Source organism: Devriesea agamarum (assembly GCF_900070355.1).
GTDB classification, from domain to species: Bacteria; Actinomycetota; Actinomycetes; order Actinomycetales; family Dermabacteraceae; genus Devriesea; species Devriesea agamarum.
Map to the genome: position 1 here is coordinate 642,426 of NZ_LN849456.1, position 22,987 is coordinate 665,412.

At 59.7% G+C, this 22,987-nt stretch carries 21 protein-coding genes; 5 read left to right on the plus strand and 16 right to left on the minus strand.

Features of this window, described 5'->3' with window-relative positions; genetic code table 11:
* Positions 1–46: 46 nt before the first annotated feature.
* A complete protein-coding gene (locus tag BN1724_RS02880) occupies positions 47–538 on the plus strand; it encodes a DedA family protein (protein ID WP_058234161.1) in 492 nt (163 codons plus the stop codon).
* Here BN1724_RS02880 and BN1724_RS02885 read toward each other — a convergent pair.
* The 10 genes from BN1724_RS02885 to hrcA all read right to left on the minus strand — a co-directional run bounded on the left by BN1724_RS02885 (position 474) and on the right by hrcA (position 11,378).
* Entirely contained in the window at positions 474–1,268 is a 795-nt protein-coding gene (locus BN1724_RS02885) for an isoprenyl transferase (protein WP_058234162.1), read from the minus strand. The genes BN1724_RS02880 and BN1724_RS02885 overlap by 65 nt on opposite strands.
* Positions 1,269–1,294: 26 nt before the next feature.
* Positions 1,295–2,026: a DNA repair protein RecO gene (gene recO / locus BN1724_RS02890; protein ID WP_058234163.1), complete on the minus strand. Its 732-nt coding sequence runs from the start codon at positions 2,024–2,026 to the stop codon at positions 1,295–1,297.
* A 98-nt stretch (positions 2,027–2,124) separates the two neighbouring features.
* Complete coding sequence (gene leuA, locus BN1724_RS02895) at positions 2,125–3,924, minus strand: 2-isopropylmalate synthase (RefSeq protein WP_058234164.1); 1,800 nt, start codon at positions 3,922–3,924, stop codon at positions 2,125–2,127.
* A 250-nt stretch (positions 3,925–4,174) separates the two neighbouring features.
* Positions 4,175–5,143, minus strand: coding sequence for a GTPase Era (gene era / locus BN1724_RS02900; protein ID WP_058234165.1), 969 nt, complete (start codon positions 5,141–5,143; stop codon positions 4,175–4,177).
* Positions 5,144–5,197: 54 nt separating this feature from the next.
* On the minus strand, positions 5,198–6,541 hold the full coding sequence (locus BN1724_RS02905) for a hemolysin family protein (protein WP_058234166.1): 1,344 nt from the start codon (positions 6,539–6,541) through the stop codon (positions 5,198–5,200).
* 2 nt (positions 6,542–6,543) lie between these two features.
* Positions 6,544–7,008, minus strand: a complete 465-nt coding sequence (gene ybeY, locus BN1724_RS02910) for an rRNA maturation RNase YbeY (RefSeq protein ID WP_058235713.1) — start codon at positions 7,006–7,008, stop codon at positions 6,544–6,546.
* Positions 7,009–7,048: 40 nt separating this feature from the next.
* Complete coding sequence (locus BN1724_RS02915; protein WP_231928135.1) at positions 7,049–8,113, minus strand: PhoH family protein; 1,065 nt, start codon at positions 8,111–8,113, stop codon at positions 7,049–7,051.
* 66 nt (positions 8,114–8,179) lie between these two features.
* Positions 8,180–9,031 (minus strand): 16S rRNA (uracil(1498)-N(3))-methyltransferase, encoded by an 852-nt coding sequence (locus tag BN1724_RS02920; RefSeq protein WP_084252697.1) that lies wholly within the window; start codon positions 9,029–9,031, stop codon positions 8,180–8,182.
* A gap of 49 nt (positions 9,032–9,080) precedes the next feature.
* Positions 9,081–10,214 carry a molecular chaperone DnaJ gene (dnaJ, locus tag BN1724_RS02925; RefSeq protein WP_058234167.1) on the minus strand — a complete coding sequence of 378 codons (1,134 nt, stop codon included), beginning with the start codon at positions 10,212–10,214 and terminating at the stop codon, positions 9,081–9,083.
* A 144-nt stretch (positions 10,215–10,358) separates the two neighbouring features.
* Positions 10,359–11,378 carry a heat-inducible transcriptional repressor HrcA gene (hrcA, locus tag BN1724_RS02930; protein ID WP_058234168.1) on the minus strand — a complete coding sequence of 340 codons (1,020 nt, stop codon included), beginning with the start codon at positions 11,376–11,378 and terminating at the stop codon, positions 10,359–10,361.
* A 152-nt stretch (positions 11,379–11,530) separates the two neighbouring features.
* On the opposite strand from hrcA, the gene BN1724_RS02935 reads away from it, so the two are divergent.
* The gene (locus BN1724_RS02935) at positions 11,531–12,442 is read left to right on the plus strand and encodes a DUF3097 domain-containing protein (protein ID WP_058234169.1); all 912 of its coding nucleotides are present in this window, start codon (positions 11,531–11,533) and stop codon (positions 12,440–12,442) included.
* Positions 12,443–12,457: 15 nt separating this feature from the next.
* Here BN1724_RS02935 and hemW read toward each other — a convergent pair whose 3' ends face one another.
* From hemW to lepA, 3 genes are read right to left on the minus strand one after another with little or no spacing between them, the layout of a single operon-like run.
* Positions 12,458–13,666: a radical SAM family heme chaperone HemW gene (hemW, locus tag BN1724_RS02940; RefSeq protein ID WP_407919311.1), complete on the minus strand. Its 1,209-nt coding sequence runs from the start codon at positions 13,664–13,666 to the stop codon at positions 12,458–12,460.
* Between the two features lie 2 nt (positions 13,667–13,668).
* On the minus strand, positions 13,669–14,394 hold the full coding sequence (locus BN1724_RS02945; RefSeq protein WP_058234170.1) for an MOSC domain-containing protein: 726 nt from the start codon (positions 14,392–14,394) through the stop codon (positions 13,669–13,671).
* Positions 14,391–16,280 carry a translation elongation factor 4 gene (gene lepA, locus BN1724_RS02950; RefSeq protein ID WP_058234171.1) on the minus strand — a complete coding sequence of 630 codons (1,890 nt, stop codon included), beginning with the start codon at positions 16,278–16,280 and terminating at the stop codon, positions 14,391–14,393. The genes BN1724_RS02945 and lepA overlap by 4 nt, the downstream gene beginning before the upstream one ends.
* A 245-nt stretch (positions 16,281–16,525) precedes the next feature.
* On the opposite strand from lepA, the gene BN1724_RS02955 reads away from it, so the two are divergent.
* The 3 genes from BN1724_RS02955 (at position 16,526) to BN1724_RS12825 (ending at position 18,440) form a co-directional block, all read left to right on the plus strand.
* Positions 16,526–17,134 carry a type II toxin-antitoxin system PemK/MazF family toxin gene (locus BN1724_RS02955; protein WP_058234172.1) on the plus strand — a complete coding sequence of 203 codons (609 nt, stop codon included), beginning with the start codon at positions 16,526–16,528 and terminating at the stop codon, positions 17,132–17,134.
* A gap of 248 nt (positions 17,135–17,382) precedes the next feature.
* Entirely contained in the window at positions 17,383–17,649 is a 267-nt protein-coding gene (gene rpsT, locus BN1724_RS02960) for a 30S ribosomal protein S20 (protein ID WP_058234173.1), read from the plus strand.
* 593 nt (positions 17,650–18,242) lie between these two features.
* On the plus strand, positions 18,243–18,440 hold the full coding sequence (locus BN1724_RS12825) for a hypothetical protein (protein WP_157085725.1): 198 nt from the start codon (positions 18,243–18,245) through the stop codon (positions 18,438–18,440).
* A 51-nt stretch (positions 18,441–18,491) separates the two neighbouring features.
* Here the strand turns inward: BN1724_RS12825 and holA are convergent, their stop codons facing one another.
* From holA to BN1724_RS13250, 3 genes are all read right to left on the minus strand, one after another.
* The gene (gene holA / locus BN1724_RS02965) at positions 18,492–19,478 is read right to left on the minus strand and encodes a DNA polymerase III subunit delta (protein ID WP_058234174.1); all 987 of its coding nucleotides are present in this window, start codon (positions 19,476–19,478) and stop codon (positions 18,492–18,494) included.
* Positions 19,479–19,615: 137 nt separating this feature from the next.
* On the minus strand, positions 19,616–22,123 hold the full coding sequence (locus tag BN1724_RS02970) for a ComEC/Rec2 family competence protein (protein ID WP_058234175.1): 2,508 nt from the start codon (positions 22,121–22,123) through the stop codon (positions 19,616–19,618).
* Positions 22,120–22,896 (minus strand): ComEA family DNA-binding protein, encoded by a 777-nt coding sequence (locus tag BN1724_RS13250; protein WP_231928136.1) that lies wholly within the window; start codon positions 22,894–22,896, stop codon positions 22,120–22,122. Before BN1724_RS13250 ends, BN1724_RS02970 begins: the two co-directional genes overlap by 4 nt.
* Positions 22,897–22,987 lie beyond the last annotated feature (91 nt).

The window sequence follows — 22,987 nt, forward strand, 5'->3', positions numbered from 1 at the left end:
ATCCTGGGAAGGAGCTCTGACACTGGGTGGAAGAGCCGTTGAGCCCATGATGGAGTGGATTGAGTCCCTCCCCTTGGCTTTAGCCTTCGTTTTTCTCTACCTCGTGGTGCTGAGCCGAGCGGGAGGAACCTATCTACTCGGGCGTCTCGCCCACCACTTAGCCGATCGAGGACGCCTGCACACATTCCTCAATTCTGAGCGCACCACCCGCGCCCGCCGCGTTGTCAACACCTACGGAGCCCCGGTCGTCGCCGTCAGCTTCCTCACCATAGGTTTCCAAACAGCGGTCAATGCTGCCGCCGGACTCACCCGGATGCCGCTTAGGCGTTACCTTCCTGCGCTCCTCATCGGAGGGGCGGTCTGGGCGCTGCTGTACGCAACCGTGGGCTTGGCCGTGATCTGGCTATGGCTCGACCTGCTATGGACTTCACCGTGGGCGGCTGTCGCCGTGGTGATCCTCGTGTGCGCGGTGACTACGTGGTGGTGGGTGCGTCGACGGCGCCGCCATAACGCCGATCCCTCTGCGCATACTCGCTGATCGCCCGCCATAATACGGTGCGATCCACATCGGGCCATAGCTCGGGACAAAACACGAATTCCGCATAAGCAGCCTGCCACAGCAAAAAGTTCGAGGTGCGCTGCTCTCCTGAGGTCCTCAGGAACAAATCGACATCGGGCATCTCAGGATCGGCGAGGTGAGCAGCGATGCTCTTTTCTGTGATCCCCCGCGGGCTCATCCGCCCCTCGCTGACCTGGTGCGCAAGGGCGCGCATCGCATCCACGATTTCGGCACGCCCACCATAGTTGACGCACATGTACATGGTCATACGGGTGTTATTTCGAGTGAGTTCCTGGGCTTGCTGCAACTCCGAAATCACAGAACGCCACAGCTTCGGGGTCCGCCCCACCCAGCGCAGTCGCACTCCCCACTCGTTGAGGGTATCGCGCTGGCGATGCAGCACGGCGCGATTAAATCCCATCAGAAAGCGCACCTCATCCGGCGAACGCTTCCAGTTTTCCGTCGAGAATGCGTAGACCGACAAATGCTTAACGCCGATTTCCAGCGCCCCCGCCACCACATCCAGCAGAGCCGCTTCACCCGCTTCATGCCCCGCAGTCCGGGGAAGTCCCCGCTGATTGGCCCAGCGACCGTTTCCATCCATCACCACAGCGACATGGTGGGGAACAAATTTCGCAGGAATCGCAGGCGCGGTGGCACCGCTGGGATGAGGATACGGATCGGCATATCCGTGGCTCGCAGGCTTCATGTGCGGGGGCGGGGCGGGGTCATCGACTACCTCTCGATATAGGACAGGGAACGGAGAGCGCGCTCAAGGTGCCACTGCATCGAGTTCGCAATCAACCGGCTCGCCTCTAGGGCTACCGTATCGTCAGCGGCACACACCGGCTCCCATTGCCCCGCCATCAAACATGCGAGATGGGTAACCGCTTGCTCGCGCACCGCCACCGCACCCGCTTGGCGACAGGAACGGCACACCAAGCCTCCAGCGGCCACATCGAATGCGTGGTGCGGCCCGGGGGCACCGCAGCTGGCACAACTTCGCAGGTTTGGTGCCCATCCGGCGTAGCCGAGAGAGCGAAGCAAAAAAGCATCCAGCACCAACGCAGGGGCGATCTTCCCCGCGCACAGGGTTCTGAGCGCACCGACCAAAAGCAGAAAGTGAGCTTCCGAGGGCTCCGCAACGTCGCCGACGAGACGGTCAGTGGTCTCAACCATGACCGAGGCGCTGGTGTAACGGGTGTAGTCGGTGACGATGTCCGCGGCAAAAGGCGAAATGGTCTCTACCTGCGTCACCGTGTGTAACGAACGGCCACGGTGAAACTGGATATCGACCAGGCCAAAGGGCTCCAGCCTCGAACCGAATCGACTGCCGGTGCGGCGCACTCCCTTCGCAACCGCGCGCACCTTACCGTGGCGCCGGGTCAGCAGTGTAATGATGCGATCGGCCTCGCCCAGCTTGTGGGTGCGCAGAATGATCGCATGATCGCGAAAGAGCTTTGACATGTCGGCCACAATCTACCGCGTATGACGGGCTTTTCGGCGTAGACACTTGCCACGTTGTTCGTCTCACCCAGTCGACCCAGTCGGCTAGTTCAAAGGTATTACCTCGTGCGCAGGGCGTCCCGCTCTGCTCGGTTGACCGCAGAAATGATGGCGGCAATTGAGGCTCGGGTGATCGAACCATCGATTCCAACACCCCACAGAATACGATCTCCAATTTCGCACTCAATGTAGGACGCCGCCTTGGAGTCGCCGCCTTCACTCAGCGCGTGTTCGGCGTAATCGAGCACTCTGAGGTTAATCCCGCGGGATGCGAGAGCCTGAACGAAGGCATCCACCGGACCGTTGCCAATGCCGATCACCGTGCACATCTCGCCGTCCACCACGAGCTGGGCTTCCAGCCGGTCCGCCCCATCGCCGAAGGAGGACTGTTGCAGACCGCGGATATCGAAGCGTCCCCAGGATCGATTGGGGGCAGCGTCCGGCTCGTAGTGAGTCACCGGAAGATATTCATCGACAAACGCATGCCAGAGCGCTTCGGATGAAATCTCGCCACCTCGTGAATCAGCAAGGCGCTGGATGACCGAAGAGAACTCAATTTGCAGCCGTCGCGGCAAATCGAGCTGGTGATCGGTTTTCAATAGATAAGCCATACCGCCTTTGCCGGACTGCGAATTGACTCGAATAACAGCCTCGTATGAGCGACCGAGATCTTTAGGATCAATAGGCAGATACGGGATACGCCAGACGGAATCTTGGAGACTGCGCCCGGTTGCCTGAGCATCAGAGCGCATCCGGGTAAAGCCCTTATTGATAGCGTCCTGGTGAGAACCGGAAAAGGCGGTAAAGACCAGATCCCCGCCGTACGGGTGGCGTTCATGCACTGAAATCTGATTGCAGTACTCCACGGTCCGACGTACCTCGTCGATCCGAGAAAAATCAATCTGCGGGTCAATTCCCTGGGTGAAAAGATTCAACCCGAGCGTCACCAAACACACATTCCCGGTGCGTTCACCGTTCCCGAACAGGCAGCCTTCAATACGATCAGCTCCGGCCAAATATCCCAGTTCAGCAGCGGCGACACCGGTACCCCGGTCGTTGTGCGGATGCAGGGACAGCACAATGTTCTCCCGATTGAGCAGATTCCGCCCCATCCACTCGACCGCGTCCGCGTAGACATTGGGCATCGCCATTTCTACGGTGGCCGGAAGGTTGATAATCACTTTCCGTTCAGGGCTGGGATTCCACACATCCGTCACCGCGTTACACACCCGGGCGGCGAATTCCAGCTCCGTTCCCGTGAAGGATTCCGGGGAATACTCATAAAACACGTTCGTATCGGGAATGGTTTCCTCGTATTTTTGACACAGCAGCGCCCCTTGCACCGCAATATCGAGAATCTGATCCTCATCCGCATTAAAGACCACATCGCGCTGCAGAATCGAGGTCGAGTTATACAGGTGAACAATCGCCTGCTTCGCGCCTTCGATTGCTTTGTAGGTTCGTTGAATCAGGTGTTCACGGGCCTGGGTGAGAACCTGGATCACTACATCGTTGGGGATGAGATCACGTTCTATCAGAGTTCGCACGAAGTCGAAGTCGGTTTGCGAAGCGGCCGGAAACCCGACCTCAATTTCCTTGTATCCCATGGTCACCAACAGGTTAAACATGCGCAGTTTGCGTTCAGTGTCCATCGGGTCGATCAGGGCTTGGTTGCCATCTCGCAAGTCCACTGCACACCAGCGGGGTGCGGTCTGTATCCGGCGTATGGGCCAGGTACGGTCGGGCAAGTCAACCTGGATCTGTTCATGAAATGGCTGGTACCGGTGCACAGGCATCCCAGACGGTTGCTGGGGATTCCAGGCCTCAGGCCGAGTCATGTCATCGGGTGCGGAGGTCATATGTCATGTCCCTTCATCGCGAAAAGGCCCTCATGGCGGAGCCTCGTCATCTAATCGGCGCGATGTCGCTGCCGGTCCTGTCATCACCGGGATGCCACTCTCCGCGACGAGAGACCGGCGATATAAGACCTTTTAGATCTTCGACGACTCGTCGCGGCACCTAAGAAGAAGCATGCGCAAAACCATCCGGTCACGATAACACTGGCCTGGATGCTCTCTGACGGTGGGCCGAATCGCGGACACCATCGCTCTAGAACCCTAAACGCTGCAATTGCTTAGGATCTCTCTGCCAATCCTTTGCAACCTTCACCCGGAGATCGAGATATATTCGACGGCCCAGCAACTTCTCAATCTCAACCCTGGCCCTCGTCCCCACGTCTTTGAGTCGGGAACCAGCTCGGCCGATCACAATTCCCTTTTGGCTATCGCGCTCGACATACACGATTACCCGGACAACCAGTTTCCCGGTTCCCGGTGCCACCTCGTCCTCGGAGGTTCCATCCCGTGGCTCTTCAACAATTTCGTCCACGACCACGGCTAGCGAATGTGGCAGCTCATCGCGCACGCCTTCGAGAGCGGCTTCCCGTACCAGTTCGGCGATGCGCTTAGTTTGGGTGTCGTCGGTGATGGCGTCGTCCGGGTAGAGCTGAGGGCTGAGCGGCAGATGCCGCGGAATGACCTCGAGCAACACGTCAACCTGTTCCCCGGATATGGCTGACAGCGGCACAATTTCCCGGAAAGCAAGCAGTTTATCGACGGCGACTAGGTGTTGAAGGAGGCGATCTTTGCTTACCAGGTCCGTTTTAGTCACCACCGCAATCACCACGGGCCCGCGTCCATGTGCGATCAGCTCCCCCAGCTCGGCGGCTATATATCGGTCACCGGGACCGATTTTCTGGTCCGCGGGTAGGCAAAAACAGACCACGTCGACTTCGGTCAAGGTCTCACGCACGAGGTCGTTAAGGCGTTCACCGAGCAGAGTTCGCGGCCGGTGAAGGCCCGGGGTGTCGACCAAAATGAGCTGCGCCTTGGGCATTGTCACAATGCCGCGGATCGCATGCCGTGTGGTTTGCGGTTTAGCGGAGGTAATCGCGACCTTTTCGCCGACCAGCGCATTCGTCAAAGTGGACTTGCCGGCATTTGGCCTTCCCACCATCGCCACGAATCCCGCGCGGTATGCCGCATCATCAGTCGTATCGGGTGGTTGCTGATCTCTCATCGTGTCCTCGTCTTCTCCGTGCGGCATTATGTGTGCAATGCAGCATTATTCACGCTATGCGGCAGCATCGTCAGACGATGTCTGGTCTCGATCAGCTGAGTCATCGCTAGTCGAGCTCGCGCGGGATACCAAAATGGTTGCGAGACGCTTGCGTCGTCCAGCGGTTCCATCGGCTACAAGATGCAGACCCAAGGCATCCGTCTCCGCGCCGGGGATCGGCACCACACCGAGCGATTTCGCCATGAGACCAGCGATTGTATCGACGTCGTCATCGTCAATATCAAGGCCGAAAAGCTCTCCGACCGTCGAAATGGTTTCCCTTGCTGGAACCCGGAACACTCCATCGCCCAGGTCCTCGATAACAGGCTCTGCCCGGTCGTGTTCATCGGAAATTTCTCCGACGATCTCTTCCAAAATGTCCTCGATGGTCACGATGCCGCTGACCCCACCATATTCATCGACGACTACGGCCACGTGCACATGAGCGGCCTGCATGGAGCGCAATACATCGTGGGCGTGGAGGAACTCCGGGACAAACTTCGCCGGACGCATGATCTCCTGAGCGGACGATGCTACGGTGCGTTCCCGCCCAGGGCCTGGCAGTCGCGGTGAGTGCAGGGCGCGCATCACGTCCTTGACATAGAGCACACCGAGCAGGTCGTCTACACCGTCCCCGATTACTGGCACGCGGGAAAAACCTGAGCGCACGAATAGTCGCATTGCTTGTTCAGCTGAGGCATCCGCAGCAATAGTCACCATGTCGGTGCGCGGCACCATGAGTTCGCGGATTTTGGTGTCCCCGAGGCCGAAGATGCCGTGAATCATGTCCCGTTCATCGACTTCAAGTTCCTGGGTCTCGGTCGCTCGATCTACAAATTGCCGCAGTTCAGCTTCCGTGGCGTATGGGCCACCGCGAACCTTCCCTCCGGGGGTGAACGCCGAACCGATGTGAATGAGCAGTGAGCTGACCGGTCCCAGCACCACTCTGACGATTCCCACCAGCCCCGAGAGGCGGATCGCGGTTTGTTCTGGATGGCGACGGCCCAGAGTCCTCGGAGATACCCCAACCAAAAGGAACGCAAGCACCGCGGTCACAGCAAACGCCACTAAAAGTGGCACGATCCACCCGTCGAGGTTTTCAAAAACAATGGCGGTCACCGCCACGGCAAACGTCATTTCCGCGATGATTCGGCCGAGGTTGATCGCGGCAAATGTGCGGGTAGCATCCTCGTGCTGGCGCATCACGCGCTGACGCCGCCGAGCGGGCTGGGATTCCAGGGCGCGTTCCAGGGCCACTGTGCTCACGGTCAGCATCGCCGAATCAGCCGCCGTCAAAAGCCCTCCGATAACCAGGGCGAACACACCCAGCGGGAATAGAAAGAACAGGGAGACGTCCATGATTACGCGTGGTCACCGGCCTGAGCGAGGAAGGTCAGCAGAAGTTTGCGCTGCAGGGCGAACATCACGCGTTCTTCTTCGGGTTCAGCGTGGTCGTATCCGAGCAAATGCAGCATTCCGTGGGTAACCAACAGCAGCATTTCTTCTTCGGCGCTGTGTCCTGCGGCGCGGGCCTGGTCTGCTGCGACCGTCGGGCATACCACGACATCTCCGAGCAAGCCTTCAGGTGCCGGATTATCCGCTGTGCCCGGTCGCAGCTCGTCCATAGGGAATGACAGAACGTCGGTCGGGCCCGGTTCATCCATCCATTGCACATGTAGCCGAGTCATCGCTTCTTCATCCACGAACAAAATGGCGAGTTCAGTTTGCGGGTTGAGATGCATAGCGTCCATGACGAAACGCGCCAGATCAGCGAATTCCTTTTCATTGATCTTCGCGGTGGTTTCGTTATTGACTTCGATACTCACGGGATGCTCCTCACGAGGCGATATCGTGGCGGGGTTCAGGTCAAGCTCCATCAGGACCGGGAACCTTGTAGGGTTTTGTTTTGCGCCGCGGGACAGAGTGCCCGGCACCTCCAGCTCCGTGATGCGATGATTCTCCGATCTCCCATCGGCCGTACGCCTCAACAATCTCTGACACCAGACGATGCCGAACCACATCTCGGGCGCTGAGATGGCAAAACTCGACGTCGTCGACACCCTGCAGCACGCGCTCAACAACCCGTAGCCCGGACCGGGTGCCTCCCGGGAGATCTACCTGCGTTACATCCCCGGTCACCACCATCGTGGAGTTAAAGCCGAGCCTGGTCAGGAACATTTTCATTTGTTCCGGGGTAGTGTTTTGGGCTTCATCCAGGATAATGAATGCGTCGTTGAGGGTTCGCCCGCGCATATAAGCCAATGGCGCCACCTCAATTGTTCCCGCCCCCATTAGCCGGGGAATGGATTCAGGATCGAGCATGTCGTGCAGCGCATCGTAAAGAGGGCGCAGGTAGGGGTCGATTTTTTCATTCAGCGAGCCTGGCAGGTAGCCGAGCCGCTCACCGGCTTCGACCGCGGGCCTGGTCAGAATGATCCGGTTAATTCGCTTAGCCAACAGTGCCTGCACCGCCATTGCCACTGCGAGGTAGGTTTTTCCCGTGCCTGCGGGACCAATCCCGAACACCACCGTCGACCGCTCAATCGCATCCACATACGTTTTCTGACCGAGCGTTTTGGGGCGGATAGTGCGGCCACGGGAGGACAAAATCGTTTGAGATAACACCGTGGCAGCGTTTTCGTCACTGCGGCGAACATCCCCATAAATCGCGGCCGCCCGGTGAACAGCTTCCGCCGTCACCGTCTGACCGCGCGAGACCATCTCGACCAGGCTGCGCACAATAGACAGAGCGCGGCGACACGCATCATCGTGGCCGCGCAACGTCACTTGATGGCCACGGACGTGGACATCGACTTCCGGAAGGACCTCCTCCAAGGCGGCAATGGCCTCATCATGGGCGCCGAGTACCTGAAGCGGACTGAGGTGATCGGGAATCGCCAGACGTCGTTCCACGACCTCGGGGCCGGGCATGGGCACAGATCTCCTTCGTGTGGGTAGCATCCTTCGCAGTCTCGATCCTAGCCGGACCCGGTGACACTACATCGCCGCCGCATCAGCGTGATCATGGCGAAATTGGTCAGTTCCGCCCCAGCGACCGACAGCGGCACTGAGAGCAGCTAATACCGCTGGGCCCGCGGTCGAGGCCCGCAAAATTTCAGGCCCCAACTGAACCACCCGGGCCCCGGCTACAGCGAGTGCTGCCACTTCATCAGGCGTGATACCGCCTTCTGGACCCACCACCACACTTATCGACGACATCACGATCTGCCCAGATGTTTGTGCAGTTACCCCATCTGCAGCGGCGAGCTCAGTGAAAACCTCACCGATAGATGCATCCGCACTCTCGTGCAATACGAGCGTTAAACCGCCCTGTGCACGAGAGTCCTCCACAAGCTGGATCAGCCCGGACATATCCACCGGGTCGCCGAGAGCCGGAATCGTCAGGCGCCGCGACTGCTTCACCGCCGAGTCGATAGTTGCTTGCCATTTCATAAGACCCTTGCGTGCCTTTTCACCGTTCCACCGCACTACACAGCGGCTAGCCTGCCACGGCACGATCCTATCCACACCTAGTTCCGTGGCTGTTTCCACCGCCCGTTCGTCCCGCCCTTGCCGCGCTAATGCCTGAACCAGCACGAGCTGCGGTGTTCGCGGCACCGCGGTACGGGAGGAGTCAGCAAGAATCACCTCAAGGTGTTGTTTCCCGACGGTATCCACGGTTGCCCGCGCCTGCGATCCACCGCGGTCGGTTATCAAAACACTTTCGCCAACGCGCACCCGAAGAACCTTCACGGCATGATGAGCTTCGGCACCGTCAAGACGAATACGGGCACCGGCTTTCAGCCCCTTTAGCATCTCGCCGGGAACCAAGAACGCATGCGCGGTCACGCGATCACCATACCTGGACAGAATCCGAGATGATAAGGTCCGCTATACCTCACAGACCCTGTAACCGTTCCCGCAGTTTGGAAAAGACGCCATTTCCTGACGACCCATGAATCCTGGCTTCTGGTTTTTCCTCACCGCGGAGCATCGCGAACTGCTTCAGTAATTCGCTTTGCTCATCGGTGAGCTTGGTCGGAACCGACACGTTGATTCGCACCTTAATGTCGCCTCGTCGTTTCGATCGCAGTCCTGTTACACCCAAACCGTGCAAGGTGACGGTGTCTCCCGGCTGCGTTCCAGGCTTCACATCCACCTCCTGGGAACCGTCGAAGGTCTCCAGAGAAACGACCGTGCCGAGCGCCGCTGCTGTCATCGGAATATCGAGCGTGGTGAGCAGGTCATTGCCTTCGCGAACAAAAATGTCGTGATCGCGCACCCGCAATTCAACGAAGAGATCCCCACGCGGGCCACCGGCAATACCAGCCTCACCTTCACCGCGCAGCTGAATCCGAGTGCCGGTCTCCACACCAGCAGGAATGCGCACCCTCAACGTCCGGTCAGCCCGCACGCGCCCCTGGCCTGAACACTCCGTACACGGGTTATCTATCCGGTCACCATGCCCCTGGCAGGCTGCGCAGGGAGCCGAAGTCATAATCTGCCCGAGCAAAGAATTAGCCACCCGCTGCACATGGCCCGATCCCCCACACACCGTGCACCGCGTAGGACTCGATCCAGGTTCACAGCACGACCCGTTGCATCGGCTACACGGATCAGCGGTGCGAATGGGAATATCGGCCTCGGTTCCGAACACGACATCCGCAAGATCCACGTCCAGCCGTTGCAACTGGTCGGCACCGCGACGCTGCCTCGGCACCGGCCCGCCACTTCGGGTATGCATCCCGGCGGCACCGGCAAACACATCGAAAATATCGGAGAAATCGAAGGTCCCGAAGTTAGCACCGCCACCCATTGGGTTACCCGGTCCGCCGCCAAGATCGTACATCCGGCGTTTTTCTGGATTGGATAGCGTCTCGTACGCCTGCGAAACCTGTTTGAACTTTTCAGCCGCCTCGGGATCCGGATTCACATCCGGGTGGAGGGTCCGGGCAAGCTTCCGGTAAGCCTTTTTAATCTCCTCGCTAGAGGCGTCGCGTGAGACACCGAGAAGCTCATAGTAGTCGTTCACGTCTCTCCTGAGTTGATCAACGATGGGGTATCGGTTGCAGGGCCCGCGCGGTTCGTGGACTCTGCGCTGTCTGTGGGCGACTACCGTGCGCCCGCTGGTTTACGGTGTTCAGCCGGTTGACTGAAAACCGTTTGGTTAGTCGGTCTACCCGAGGAATCGGGACATGTAGCGGGCTACCGCGTGCACCGAGGAAATCCCGGCCACATAATCCATACGAGTCGGGCCAAGAATTGCAAGATGCGATGCGGCGCCCGGACGCTGGCCTGGGGCATAGCCCGCGCTGACCACGGATGTGGAGGTGAGAGCGGCGTCTGGCATTTCGTGGCCGATGCGCACCTGAATTTCCCCAGCCTGCGCGCTCATCTCCGTGAGCAAGCGCAGCAGCACAATCTGCTCCTCCAGGGCATCCAACAGCGGCTCCACGGCCGTCTCAATGTCTATGCCCCAGCGTGCCAAGTTCGCGGTCCCCGCGAGCACAATTCGATCCTCACGCCGAGCATCCAACAGGGCATGCACCGCGGCGAGGATGCTCTGCACCTGGCCGCGTTCATCGAGAGGATAACCTTCCACAAGGTCATCCAGACCCTTTTGCAGATCAGTTACCCGTTGTCCGACCATCACCGCGTTCAACTTGGTCCGAAGATCGTGCACAAACTGGTCGGTCACATCGGGGATCACATCAATGGTGCGCTGGTCCACCCAGCCAGCGTCAGTAATAAGGACGACCAAGATCCGCCCCGGCGCCACGGCGACAACTTCCACATGACACACCTTGGCCTGGTGCAGCGATGGATATTGGACCATCGCGACCTGCCGAGTGAGCTGTGCGAGCAGCCGGACGGTGCGCGAGAGCAAATCGTCGAGATCTGACGCGCCGTCGAGGAAGGTGGTGATAGCCCGGCGCTCAGGAGCTGACAGCGGTTTAATGTGGGCGAGGTTATCGACGAAAACCCGATATCCCTTATCGGTAGGGATTCGCCCGGCCGACGTATACGGCTGTGCAATCAGACCTTCGTCTTCAAGCACCGACATGTCATTGCGAACGGTCGCGGGTGAAACTCCGAGGTCATGCCGCTCCAGGAGGGCCTTAGAACCGACGGGTTCACGGGTTGCAACATAGTCCTCAACAATGGCCCCGAGAATGTGCATCTTGCGCTCGTCCATGCCCTCCTCCTTCCCACCGGCAGTCTTTAGCACTATAGGCGGTCGAGTGCTAATTCTAGCGAACGGTGACGCAGAGCCCAATGTGGCACCCAATGCACTTGTGGTCGTGTCCAGCCCTCGAGAAACCACTATGACTTGATACCTTTCCGGTCATGGCATCACGACCATCACCGCGCGCCACAACCGGTTCATCATTTCCAGGCTCTGACCGGTACGGCAGGGATGTCCTCGCACCCGGAGCCCCTGACCTTCACCGGCGCCGCCCTGTGGCGACCAAAACCGAAGCTCGGCAAGGACTCGTGGTCGAAGATGCCACAACCGGCTGGTGCGGAGCTATTACGCGCGTAGAGAAAATCGCGGGTGGCAGGAGTGTTGAGCTCGAAGATCGACACGGTCGTCGCCGCTCCTTCCCACTCGGACCCGGTTTTCTGCTCGAAGGCCAGCCTGTGATCTTGGTGCCCGCTCGCAACGTCTCAGGCCCTCAGGGGCCAGCACGCTCAGCCAGCGGTTCCGTCTATGTCTCCAATCTGCGTGCCCGCGAGGCCCGCGGCTCTCGACTCTGGGTTGAAGGCAAGCACGACGCCGAACTGGTCGAAAAAGTGTGGGGACATGACCTGCGGGTCGAAGGAGTTGTGGTTGAACTCCTCGAAGGCGCCGACCACCTCGTCGATCTCGTTCGAGAATTTCAGCCCGGACCAAATCGCCGACTCGGCGTTCTCTTAGACCACTTGATCACCGGATCTAAAGAATCCCGCATCGCTGAAGCAGCCCGCAGTGTGCCGGGAGCGAGGGAGCACTTGCTAGTTCTTGGGCATCCATTCGTGGACATTTGGCAGGCTGTACGCCCGGCCCGAGTGGGGCTCGCATCCTGGCCCGATATCCCCCGCGGCACCGACATCAAAGTGGGTACTCTGCGGGCACTGGGGTGGCCAGCCAGCGACCAGGCCGATATCGCAGACGGATGGCAGAGAATCCTGAGTTCAGTGCGCAGCTACGCGGACCTCGACCCGGCTCTGCTAGGGCGCGTCGAAGAACTGATTGACTTCGTCACGGCGACACCGTAGGTAAGTTGGGCGGGTCTACGTCAGATCCCGAATTACCTGATCGGCGAGGAGCCTGCCAGCAGGCGTCAGGACAGCCTTCCCCTGAGCCAGTTGCGCCGGATCGAGCAGTCCCCGGTTAGCGTGAACATGCAGCGCTGACCGACGTTCAGCGGCAACAGCATCAATATCCAGACCATCAACGGTCCGCAACTCGAGCATGATGCGCTCAACCCGTCGATCCTCGGCGGTCAGAATCTCCTGCCCGTCCTGCGGAAGCACTCCCCTGGTAACCGCATGGGCATAACGGCTTGGATGTTTGAGGTTCCACGCACGCATCCCGTCGCGATGGCGATGCGCTCCGGGTCCGATTCCCCACCAGTCTGCGCCATGCCAATACGCAAGGTTGTGGCGGCAGCGAGTCTGACGGGATTGCGACCAGTTCGAGACCTCATACCAGGTGTATCCAGCCTCCGCCAAGAGGGCATCGATCAGATCGTATTCGTCGGCCATAAGGTCACTATCGACCGGGGTTATCTCCCCGCGCCGTAGCTGCCGAGCCATCGCCGTGTTGCCCTCGATGATGAGTGAATACGCCGAGACGTGATCCGGTTCGCAGGCAAGAGCAGCCCTCACCGAGGTTTCGACATCCTCAATCCGCTCCCCCGGAGTGCCGTAGATCAAGTCCAAGCTCACCTGCAAACCGACGTCCCGAGCCCACTGCACAACGCGCGGAATCCGCGCTGGGTCGTGAGTTCGATCCAGTGTCGCGAGCACGCGCGGCACCGCAGACTGCATTCCGAATGACACCCGCGTAACACCACCGTCTGCCAGCTCACGTAGGGTATCCGCGGTCACGGAATCGGGATTGGCCTCAATGCTCACCTCGGCGTCGGGTGCCAAGGGGATCAGTGTGCGCAGATGATCCAGCATCTGCACGAGGTCGGAAGCGGGCAGCAGCGTCGGTGTTCCACCACCGAAAAATACGGTGTCGACCTGACTGTATTCGTACCCATGTTGCTGGTCATCGGCGTGTACTAAGTCCATTTCCCGGCAGGCATGGTCGGCATATTCTGCACGGCTTCCTCCGCCGCCAAGATCTTTGGCCGTGTACGTGTTGAAGTCGCAGTATCCGCACCGGACAGCGCAAAACGGGACGTGGATGTATACGGATAGCCCCGTGGTTACTCCAGCCACCCCTGCGCCAGCACCGGGACCAACGGCGACACTCGGCACCTTGCCGCTGATTGTCACGCCCGGGATCCTGGAATCTCTCCCACGTCTTTTAGAACCCGACCCATTTTCGCCGCCACTTCGTGGTGGAAGATATAGCCACTACTTCGCGCCCAGGTGAGCATCCGCTCAGCCATCGGCGGAGTAATTCGTGCGTACACAGCGGATACCGTGACCTGGTGGCCGGGGGTGTAAAGAACCCTCAGGTCATCGCCAGTCTCAATCACGCCGGCACTCACCACCCGGGTATACGCGCCGGTGCGCCCGCGGCGGTGGTAATCACTGCGGAATGTATCCGTGCCCATCCAGCGTTGAAAGGTGGCGCACGGGGTTCGAGGCGCAGTGACTTCCAATTCCGTACTGCCTATGGCCAGCCGCGCACCCAGTTCCAGATCATCCACCTCAAGACCGCTGATTCTTAAATTTTCCCCAAAACCACCGGCGGGGATGGTTCGACCAAGGACTTTCTGCCAATGATCAGCTTCGACCCGGCTCAGCAGATACACCGCCTGGTCCAAGCCACCGTGGTGGATACGGTCAGCCTGGACATCCCCGCGCAGCCCATAGTTTCCGACAGGAACCGGGCCTGAAACCGGCTGTTTATCAATCGCGGTGACCCCAACCATGCCATCGTCCGCGTGCAACGCAGCTACTACGCACACGGCTTCAACCTGGCCGACAGCGCCTTGAGCCACCGCGGTGGATACGGTTTCAGAAGCTGATTGCGGGGTTTTAGGGATCATTTCTTCTTGTCCTTACCTGCGACCTCACCGTCGGACGAGAGCGCTGCAATAAAGGCCTCCTGCGGCACCTCAACACTGCCAATGTTCTTCATCCGCTTCTTTCCCTCTTTCTGCTTTTCTAGCAGCTTCCGTTTCCGGGAAATATCGCCGCCGTAACACTTTGAGAGGACGTCTTTTCGCAGGGCTCGAATGTTTTCTCGAGCAATAATGCGTGAGCCGATAGCTGCCTGGATGGGGACTTCAAACTGCTGACGCGGAATGAGGTTCTTGAGCTTACCGGCCATCTCCACCCCGTATGAGTAGGCTTTATCGCGGTGAACAATGGCGCTAAAAGCATCGACTGTCTCACCCTGGAGCAAGATATCGACCTTCACCAAATCTGCTGCCTGATCGCCGGACACGTCGTAGTCCAGGGAGGCATAGCCTTTAGTTTTGGACTTCAGCTGGTCAAAGAAATCAAACACGATCTCTGCAAGAGGCAAGGTGTACCGCAGTTCCACGCGGTCCTCGGACAGATAGTCCATTCCAAGCAAACTCCCGCGGCGCTGCTGACACAAGTCCATAATGGCGCCCACGAAATCGCTCGGAGCCAAAATGGTCGCACGCACCACCGGTTCTCGAATTTCCCGGACTTTGCCCCCGGGGAAATCTGACGGATTCAGCACTTCGATTCGGCTGCCATCCTCCATGGTGACGTCATAGACAACCGACGGGGCGGTGGAAATTAGATCCAGGCCGAATTCGCGTTCTAGCCGTTCCCGCACAATTTCTAGATGCAATAGACCTAGGAACCCGCAGCGGAAACCGAACCCGAGCGCGGTGGAGGTTTCCGGTTCATAGATAAGAGCGGCATCATTTAGTTTCAGTTTATCCAGCGCATCACGTAAATCGGGATAATCGGAGCCATCAATGGGGAATAGTCCCGAATAAACCATGGGTTTAGGATCCGAATACCCAGCTAGTGCCGTGCTCGCACCGCGCCGCGCAAGCGTGACGGTATCGCCAACTTTTGACTGGCGCACATCTTTCACACCCGTAATCAGGTATCCCACTTCGCCCACGCCGAGCCCACCGGTCGGAACGGGCTCCGGTGAGATCACGCCGATTTCGAGCAGGTCATGCTGTGCTCGGGTGGACATCATTTCGATCCGTTCACGGTTCTTCAAATGCCCGTCAACCACACGCACATAGGTGACCACGCCGCGGTACGTGTCGTACACCGAGTCAAAAATCATCGCCCGACATGGCGCGTTTTCATCTCCGACCGGGGCCGGAATGGTACGAACCACATGGTCGAGCAGTTCGGCCACACCCGCACCCGTTTTACCGGATACCCGCAGCACATCCTCCGCATCGCAGCCAACCAGTTGGGAAATTTCTGCCGCATATTTGTCGGGGTCCGCAGCGGGAAGATCGATCTTGTTCAAAACTGGAATGATAGTGAGGTCGGATTCCAAAGCGAGATACAGATTTGCCAGTGTCTGCGCTTCAATCCCCTGGGCCGCGTCAACCAGTAGAATTGCGCCTTCGCACGCGGCGAGCGATCGAGATACCTCGTAGGTGAAGTCCACGTGCCCGGGCGTGTCGATCATATTCAACGCATAGGCGAGTTCCCCGCGACCATCTCCCTGATCCAGGCCCCATGGCATCCGCACCGCTTGTGATTTCACGGTGATACCGCGTTCGCGTTCAATGTCCATGCGATCGAGGTACTGAGCGCGCATAGCCCGCTCGTCGACCACACCGGTCAACTGCAACATACGATCAGCCAAAGTCGACTTACCGTGGTCGATGTGGGCGATGATGCAGAAGTTCCGGATCCGCTCGACCGGTGTTGAGGCGGGGGTAATCGTCGCCGTGGCCGCATCTGAGATCCTAGGGGTCACCGCTGGTGGGTCCTTTCATGGGCGCTGTTCGTGTTCTCCATCGTCTCATGAGCGCAGGACACCGCGAACTCGACCCCAGATGCGCACTCAGCAGCACGGAGTTCGTGCGGAACCCATAGCATTTGTAGAACGCATTCCCCGGTGATGGTGTTGAGGGGAATCGACGCCGAGACGACACCTAACCGAAACGGCACTGAACGGAATGCACCCGCGTTCACAATATTTTGCTGAAGATAGGAACTTTTGTGGCACTGTTCTCACGCCTGGCGGGAATCGTCAGGTCACTCGCCCAGTCTCCGCAAGTGCGCCGGGCAGCACGCGATCTGGCCAAGGAAGCAGGCCGTCAGCTGTCCAGCCCTCCGCGGCCGGTCGAAAGCCATGACCGTGCGCGCCACACCAGCACCGCCAAGGGTTCGCCTGCCCAGGCGTCCGGCGCCCAGCTCGCCGACCGGCCTTCTCAACCGCCTCTGCATCTGTCATATTCCCCGCATCCCGACGATAAAGCCGACCCCGGTGAAGTCGTGTGGGGATGGGTTCCGTTTGAGGAAATGGATGGGCGCGGGAAAGATCGCCCCGTTTTAGTTATTGCGCTTGAAGACGACGTGTTGGTTGCGCTCATGCTGACCTCCCGGGACCGTGGTGACGGTGTGCATACGGACCATCACGGGCAGCATTGGATCGACATTGGAATCGGTTCGTGGGATCCGCAACGCCGCCCCAGCGAGGTGCGTCTGGATCGCCTCATCCGCCTAGCTCCAGGCAGCGTTCGCCGGGGAGGCGGACGCATCGATCACAGCACCTTTTCCAAGGTGGCGGATGCCACACGCCGAGTTCATGGGTGGCGACCATCCTGACCTGGGCGATCACCCTGCACTCTGGTATCGTTTCTGCTTGTATGTGTGAACATACCGCCCGCCGCAAATGCGGTCGCGGGGTCAACCGTGTCAGACCCTGTACCCGTTGTGCGTCGAGCGTGTAGGTCCGGGGTTGCGCCCGCGGACTTCGGCGTCACCAGGCAACCCCCACTGCCACGTCCCCGCCGGAATTCGTCCCTCGCATCCCGGAACGTTCCACCGTCGAAGCAACACGGAGAAGAGTCCACGTGGCCAACATCAAGTCCCAGATCAAGCGCATCAAGACCAACGAAAAAGCGCGCCAGCGCAACAAGGCGGTTAAGAGCGAGCTGAAGACCTACATCCGCAAGGTGCGCACCGCTGTCACCGCCGGTGACGTCGATGCCGCGGGAAGCGCCCTGAAGCAGGCCGCCCGCAAGCTCGATAAGGCGGTTTCCAAGGGCGTTATCCACAAGAACCAGGCAGCCAACCGCAAGTCGGGCCTGGCGAAGCTGGTGGCGAAGCTCGACAAGTGAGGTCGTCCCCCGCTGGGGAACCACACGTCGGTGAGCCCGCACGTAAGGACTGTCACTGGGTGACGTTTTCTTAACGGGTGTTCTCACCGTAGAAAAAGACCGGGTCTGTTCCAAGGAACGGACCCGGTCTTTTTCTATGCCATACAGGGATGGGTTTACGGCACCCGCAGGGTCCCGGGATGTGCCTTTGACGTCATGGTGTGTCCTAGCTGTGTGGCGTCAATCGCTCGAGCGAGTCCCCGATCCAAGCGAATACTGCATCCTCGCAAATCCGAGGAGTATTCGGGCGAATACAGATGTGACAAACATTTGACGCTCCCCACCCCATTTCGTCGGTTCGCAGGGCATGCTAGCCTCCGTTTAAGAGCACAGTCGTGATTCGACGTACTCGAAGGCATGTGTTGCCTGACACCAATGTTTCCCGATGTCGTGACCAATCTTGAGGGAGTTTCATGTCGACAACGATGATTGTTGCGGTCGGAATCAGTGTCATGATTGGCGCTGCCATCGTCATCTTTGCCACCGTCTATCTAGGTAAGGAACGGAAAGATAGAAACGGCAAGTAGTAACCTCCCTTCTCTCAAACTAACCTCATGACAGATGTGACCGCCGCAGAGTCCGGTCCAAACGGGCTCGCCGCCGTAATCGCGCTGGCCCGTGCCGGATTACATGTGGAGGTCACCGAAGCATCCTCGAGTGCAGGGTCTGATGTCGCACCAGATCATGACAGGGGGACGGGGCCATACCCTGATACCGGTCTAACCCCCGAAACTAAACCCAACCCGCTTTAACGCTCACACGGTCGGGTTGACAGCGCGCGTACGCTCCACGCTTACGCTTACTCAACGATCGCGGCGCGCACGACAAATTTCGAGTACCGCACGCTGCACGGCAAACGCAGGGTCCCGAGACGCCCCTTTCACATCATGATCTGCCCTAGCTGTTGCTTCAATCGCTCGAGCAAGCCCCCGATCCGACCATGCTTGGGCCTCTCGTTTCAAATTCCGCACCATCCAGTCAGGCATCCCGAGCGTTTTCGCGCTCGCTCCGGGCGTGCTCACCTTCGCAAGACCGCGAATCTTCGAGGCGATAGCGGCCACCATAGGAACCGGGTCAACACCGCTAGAACTCGCTTGGCGCAGCAGAGCCAGGGCTTCGCGGTCTCTGCCTGCAATCGCCGCATCAGCCACCGCGAACGCCGTGGTCTCCACACGACCTGCTACCACGCTGTGGACCGCGGCCCGGTCTATAACCGGTGGTTCTTCCCCTGCTTCCGGCTCAGTATCAGCAATGATCTGACGGCAGGTTGCAGCGAGTTCAGCGAGGTCTTGAGAGAAGGCATCTACCAGCGCGGCGGCTGCGTCCTCACGGATCCGACGCCCAGCTCGGGTGAACTCAGAGGTGACAAACACTTGGCGGTCCCCGACCCGTTTCATCGGTTCACACGGCACCCGGGGTATTCCCGAACCGCGCAGAGCATCAAGAACTTTCTTCCCTCGATTACCACCGCGATGGATTACAACTAGCGTCACATCAGCTTCGGGCGCTGTGCGGTAGGTGTTCAGGTCGGATAGCAGCGCATCGGGCGCGGTCTGCATATTGGTGATGATAATGAGCCTCGGCTCACCGAAAAGTGAGGGGCTGGTCGCGGCGGTCAAGCCACCTTGGGCGTATGCATCCGATTCGATTCGGGTCACCGTCGTATCGGGATGGGCTGTATAGGCGAGGTTGCGCAGACGTTCCACAGCGCGATCGACAAGGAGGCCTTCACTGCCGTGGAGCAGCACGATTGGCGCGATTGTGACGCTGTGCCATGCGACGTCGCCCATAATCTCCTCGTCTCACTGTGGACTCATAGTCATACCGACGGCCTGTGATTAGCAGCTTGCGTAGGCAGCCTTCACATGGCGGCACGGCGATCTGAACGGTGTGCGACACAAAATGCGACATAAAGATTGGCACAAAGTCAGGACCGCATCCATGATCCCATGCGGCGGATCGTCCACTGTCCCGGCGCGGCTGGTTCTACGACTGTGATCCCATCGCGATCGGTTCGCAGGATGTCAGCCCCGTTTTCCGTCAGCATGGTGAGGGTGCGAGCAGCTGGATGCCCGAAGGTGTTGCCGCGTCCAACTCCGATCAGCGCAATCTGAGCATTGATCGCCCGATACAGCTGGGGATACTGCCGAGCTGAGCCGTGATGCGCAACTTTCACCACCTGCGCATGTGGGGAAGGATTTTGCGCTAGAAAAGCCCGCTGGGCGGCCGGTTCAAGGTCACCTAGGGCCAGAAGGTTCCGTCCGTCCGGCCAGGAGACATCGACCGTTAAGGAGCAGTCGTTGGGCTCTGCTTGGTCTAGCTGAGAGGTTTCTTGGGATGCGGCCCGACGCACGCTCGATACATCGGAGGGCCACAGAACCCGCACCTTGAGTCCGTCTAGCTGTGCCCCATCACCCGCGAGAGGATGCTCACCAGGTTCGTGATCAACGGGACAGCGCCAGGTGCGCCGCGGTGTTCGCCCGCCCGATAGCGCCGCCAACCCTCCAATATGGTCGGCATGGGCATGAGTGAGAACAACCAGGTCAACATGATCGATCTTCAGCGTGTTTAGACATGTCCGCAAAGAAGCAGGGTCGGGCCCGGTGTCTATGAGGATCACGGCACGGTTATCTGGCCCATCGCGGGCCACGAACGCGTCTCCCTGGCCCACGTCGCATTGAGCGATCGTCCACGCCGGCGGATCAAGAACATCCCGTATCATCCGCACCATGGGCGGGGTACCCACGGCCACCAGCAGCCCGGCCAGTCCCCAGCGCACATAGGGTGTGCGTCGTCCCTTCCAGATCAGGACGAGCAGCATCCCAAGCCCGACGCTAACGCCAACGACGGTGAGGGATCCTTGCCATCCCTGCGGGACCGGCAGCGCCGATCCCGGAAGGTTTCCAAAGACGTCTGAGACCACCAGAATGATTCGAGCTGCGCCCGCTGCGACGGTATTGGCTAATGCTGCCGCTCCAGGCCACCAAGGCGCGATCACCAACCCCAGCATTCCGCATAGGGTGGCTGGCCCCACAAACGGTGCCACCAGCATATTGGCGAGCACGGACCACAGCGACACCTCCGGGGTTAAAAGAACCAGCAACGGAGTACACACGAGCTGTGCGACCAAAGGCACCGTCACCGCCAGTGCGAGAAGGCGGGGTATGCGCTCACCGCTCAGACGGCACATTAAACGGGCCAGCGGATCGGCCGCGGTGATAATCGCCGACGTCGCGAGAACCGACAAAATAAATCCAAGTGATGACGCAACCGCTGGGTCCGCTAACGCCCACAGCAACGTAGTAGCAGCTAAAGCCGGGATCGGTCGCGCGCGATATCCCAGAAATCTGGCGACGAGAAGGGGCACGACCATCACACCGGCACGCAACACACTGGGTTGGTCCGACACCAAGCAGATATATCCCGCTCCGAGAATTGCGCCGATTGCGAGGCGAGGACGCCGTGGCACACCGAGTATCAACAGCGGAACCACGACACTGCCGATTACCAGGGCAATGTTGGCTCCGGAGACCGCAACCAGGTGCGTGAGCCCGCTGCGCCGAATCACTTCCTCGCGTTGTGTGCTCATACCCTGGGTGTCTCCCGTGGTCATACCGCGTACGAGGGCAGATACGTCGGCGGGCAGATGTGCGGTGGCTACGCGAGCGGCAGCGCTGAGGCGAGTACGGACACCGTCCGCAGCGATATAGCCGCTGATCCTGGTCGGTTTCATCGTGAGCAAAGCGCCGCTGGCACGTAACCGGCCGGTGAGGGTGACCTGGTCGCCACGATGCCAGGTGCGGGGGTCATGGGGGTCATTGTGATGAGCTGGCTCGGGCCGTGTGGTTTTGCCCTGGGACTCGCTTAGAGCTTTAGCGGGTGGCGGCGGGGACGAGGATTTCGGTGTTGGTTTTCTGTCCGACGAGCTAGAGACCGATCCTGGAGCGGGCACGGATAGCAGAAGGGTGACGCCGGGAGCTCCACGGGGATTGACCCGAACCGATGCTGTGCCGCGTCGCCACTCAGGCCCGTCGAGGTGCTCGACAGGGTCTGCGATAACCGCGACCTGAGTGGTGACCGTCTGTCCACGCTCAGCTCTAACCTGCCAATCTGCCCGGGCATGTCGAACCGGGCCAGTCGTCACCAGCGTGCAAGCTAACAGAGCACCGAGGAGAACGCACTGGGCCGCTACGGCTGACATTACTGGTGCCCGGTGAGATGGTGGGCGATGAGAACGTTCAGAACCGTGCGAGGACGACACCGATTCGAGAGGTACGCGCCGCCGCCTCGCCACGGATATCAGCGTGACGCCGGCCATCATGAGGCTGAGCGCCACTGCGGCGACCGGAACCCAGTGCGAGGTTCCCAGCAGAAAGAGCGTGCCACCCCACGCGGTCAGCGCTGCCGGCACCAACCGCACATCATTACCACTCACACCCGCACCTTGTCGCGGATCTTTGCCAGCAGCGATGGTCCGATCCCCTGCACCTGAACAAGATCATCAATACTGGTGAATCTGCCGTTTTCTTTGCGGTGCTCCACAATGCGTTTGGCAATCGCAGGCCCAATGCCCGGTAAGGCATCGAGGGCGTCAGCGTTTGCGGTGTTGATATCAACTAATCCGCCGTGAGTACCTGAGCTGCTGGCGCCCCCGGCACCGGATGTGTGTGAGGAGTCTGCGAGTTCTCCAGCCGGGGCGGCCCTGGGTTCTTCGCCGACCGCAGGGACATGGATCTGTTCGCCGTCTTGGGGGCGTCGGGCCAGATTTACGGCGCTAAGATCGGCCTCGGGTTTGCTACCGCCGGCTTTATCGACGGCGTCCGCGACTCGTTGCCCAGCCGCTAGGTGCACGATGCCGGGTCGAGCCACAGCGCCGGTGACGTGCACAACCACGGGACCACCGGCCCCCGCAGATTCTGACCTGGCCTGTTCTGCTCCTGTGCGATCTGCCCCGGATGAATTGCCTTGATCTCGTGCCCGTGAGGCAGAGTCAGCTGCTCCGTCGGAACGTTCCGGGGATTGGGCGGACGATGATGACCCTGCTCCCACCGATGAGGACTCCGATCCGGTGGTTCCGAGAACTCCGGGGAGCGTCACTGCTGCCACGGCGATAAGCCCGAGAACGAGCACTCCGATCAGAGCGCGTGGAGCCAAGGCCCAGCGAATCGAGCCCCGCTCGCCATGGGTTTTAGGCTTACGCCTGTTCACCGTGGGATGACAAATGCGTCGCGAATGGTGGGGCTGTGCGTGCACAGCCCCGGCACCGTCAATGCCTAATGGTATGGAGTGCGGCTCAGAA

Coding starts and splice junctions, on each gene's coding strand:
- BN1724_RS02880 (WP_058234161.1), top strand. CDS start 47: ATGATGGAGTGGATTGAGTCCCTCCCCTTGGCTTTAGCCTTCGTTTTT.
- BN1724_RS02885 (WP_058234162.1), bottom strand. CDS start 1,268: ATGAAGCCTGCGAGCCACGGATATGCCGATCCGTATCCTCATCCCAGC.
- recO (WP_058234163.1), bottom strand. CDS start 2,026: ATGTCAAAGCTCTTTCGCGATCATGCGATCATTCTGCGCACCCACAAG.
- leuA (WP_058234164.1), bottom strand. CDS start 3,924: ATGACCTCCGCACCCGATGACATGACTCGGCCTGAGGCCTGGAATCCC.
- era (WP_058234165.1), bottom strand. CDS start 5,143: ATGAGAGATCAGCAACCACCCGATACGACTGATGATGCGGCATACCGC.
- BN1724_RS02905 (WP_058234166.1), bottom strand. CDS start 6,541: ATGGACGTCTCCCTGTTCTTTCTATTCCCGCTGGGTGTGTTCGCCCTG.
- BN1724_RS02915 (WP_231928135.1), bottom strand. CDS start 8,113: ATGCCCGGCCCCGAGGTCGTGGAACGACGTCTGGCGATTCCCGATCAC.
- hrcA (WP_058234168.1), bottom strand. CDS start 11,378: ATGGACGAGCGCAAGATGCACATTCTCGGGGCCATTGTTGAGGACTAT.
- BN1724_RS02935 (WP_058234169.1), top strand. CDS start 11,531: ATGGCATCACGACCATCACCGCGCGCCACAACCGGTTCATCATTTCCA.
- BN1724_RS02945 (WP_058234170.1), bottom strand. CDS start 14,394: ATGATCCCTAAAACCCCGCAATCAGCTTCTGAAACCGTATCCACCGCG.
- BN1724_RS12825 (WP_157085725.1), top strand. CDS start 18,243: ATGACAGATGTGACCGCCGCAGAGTCCGGTCCAAACGGGCTCGCCGCC.
- holA (WP_058234174.1), bottom strand. CDS start 19,478: ATGGGCGACGTCGCATGGCACAGCGTCACAATCGCGCCAATCGTGCTG.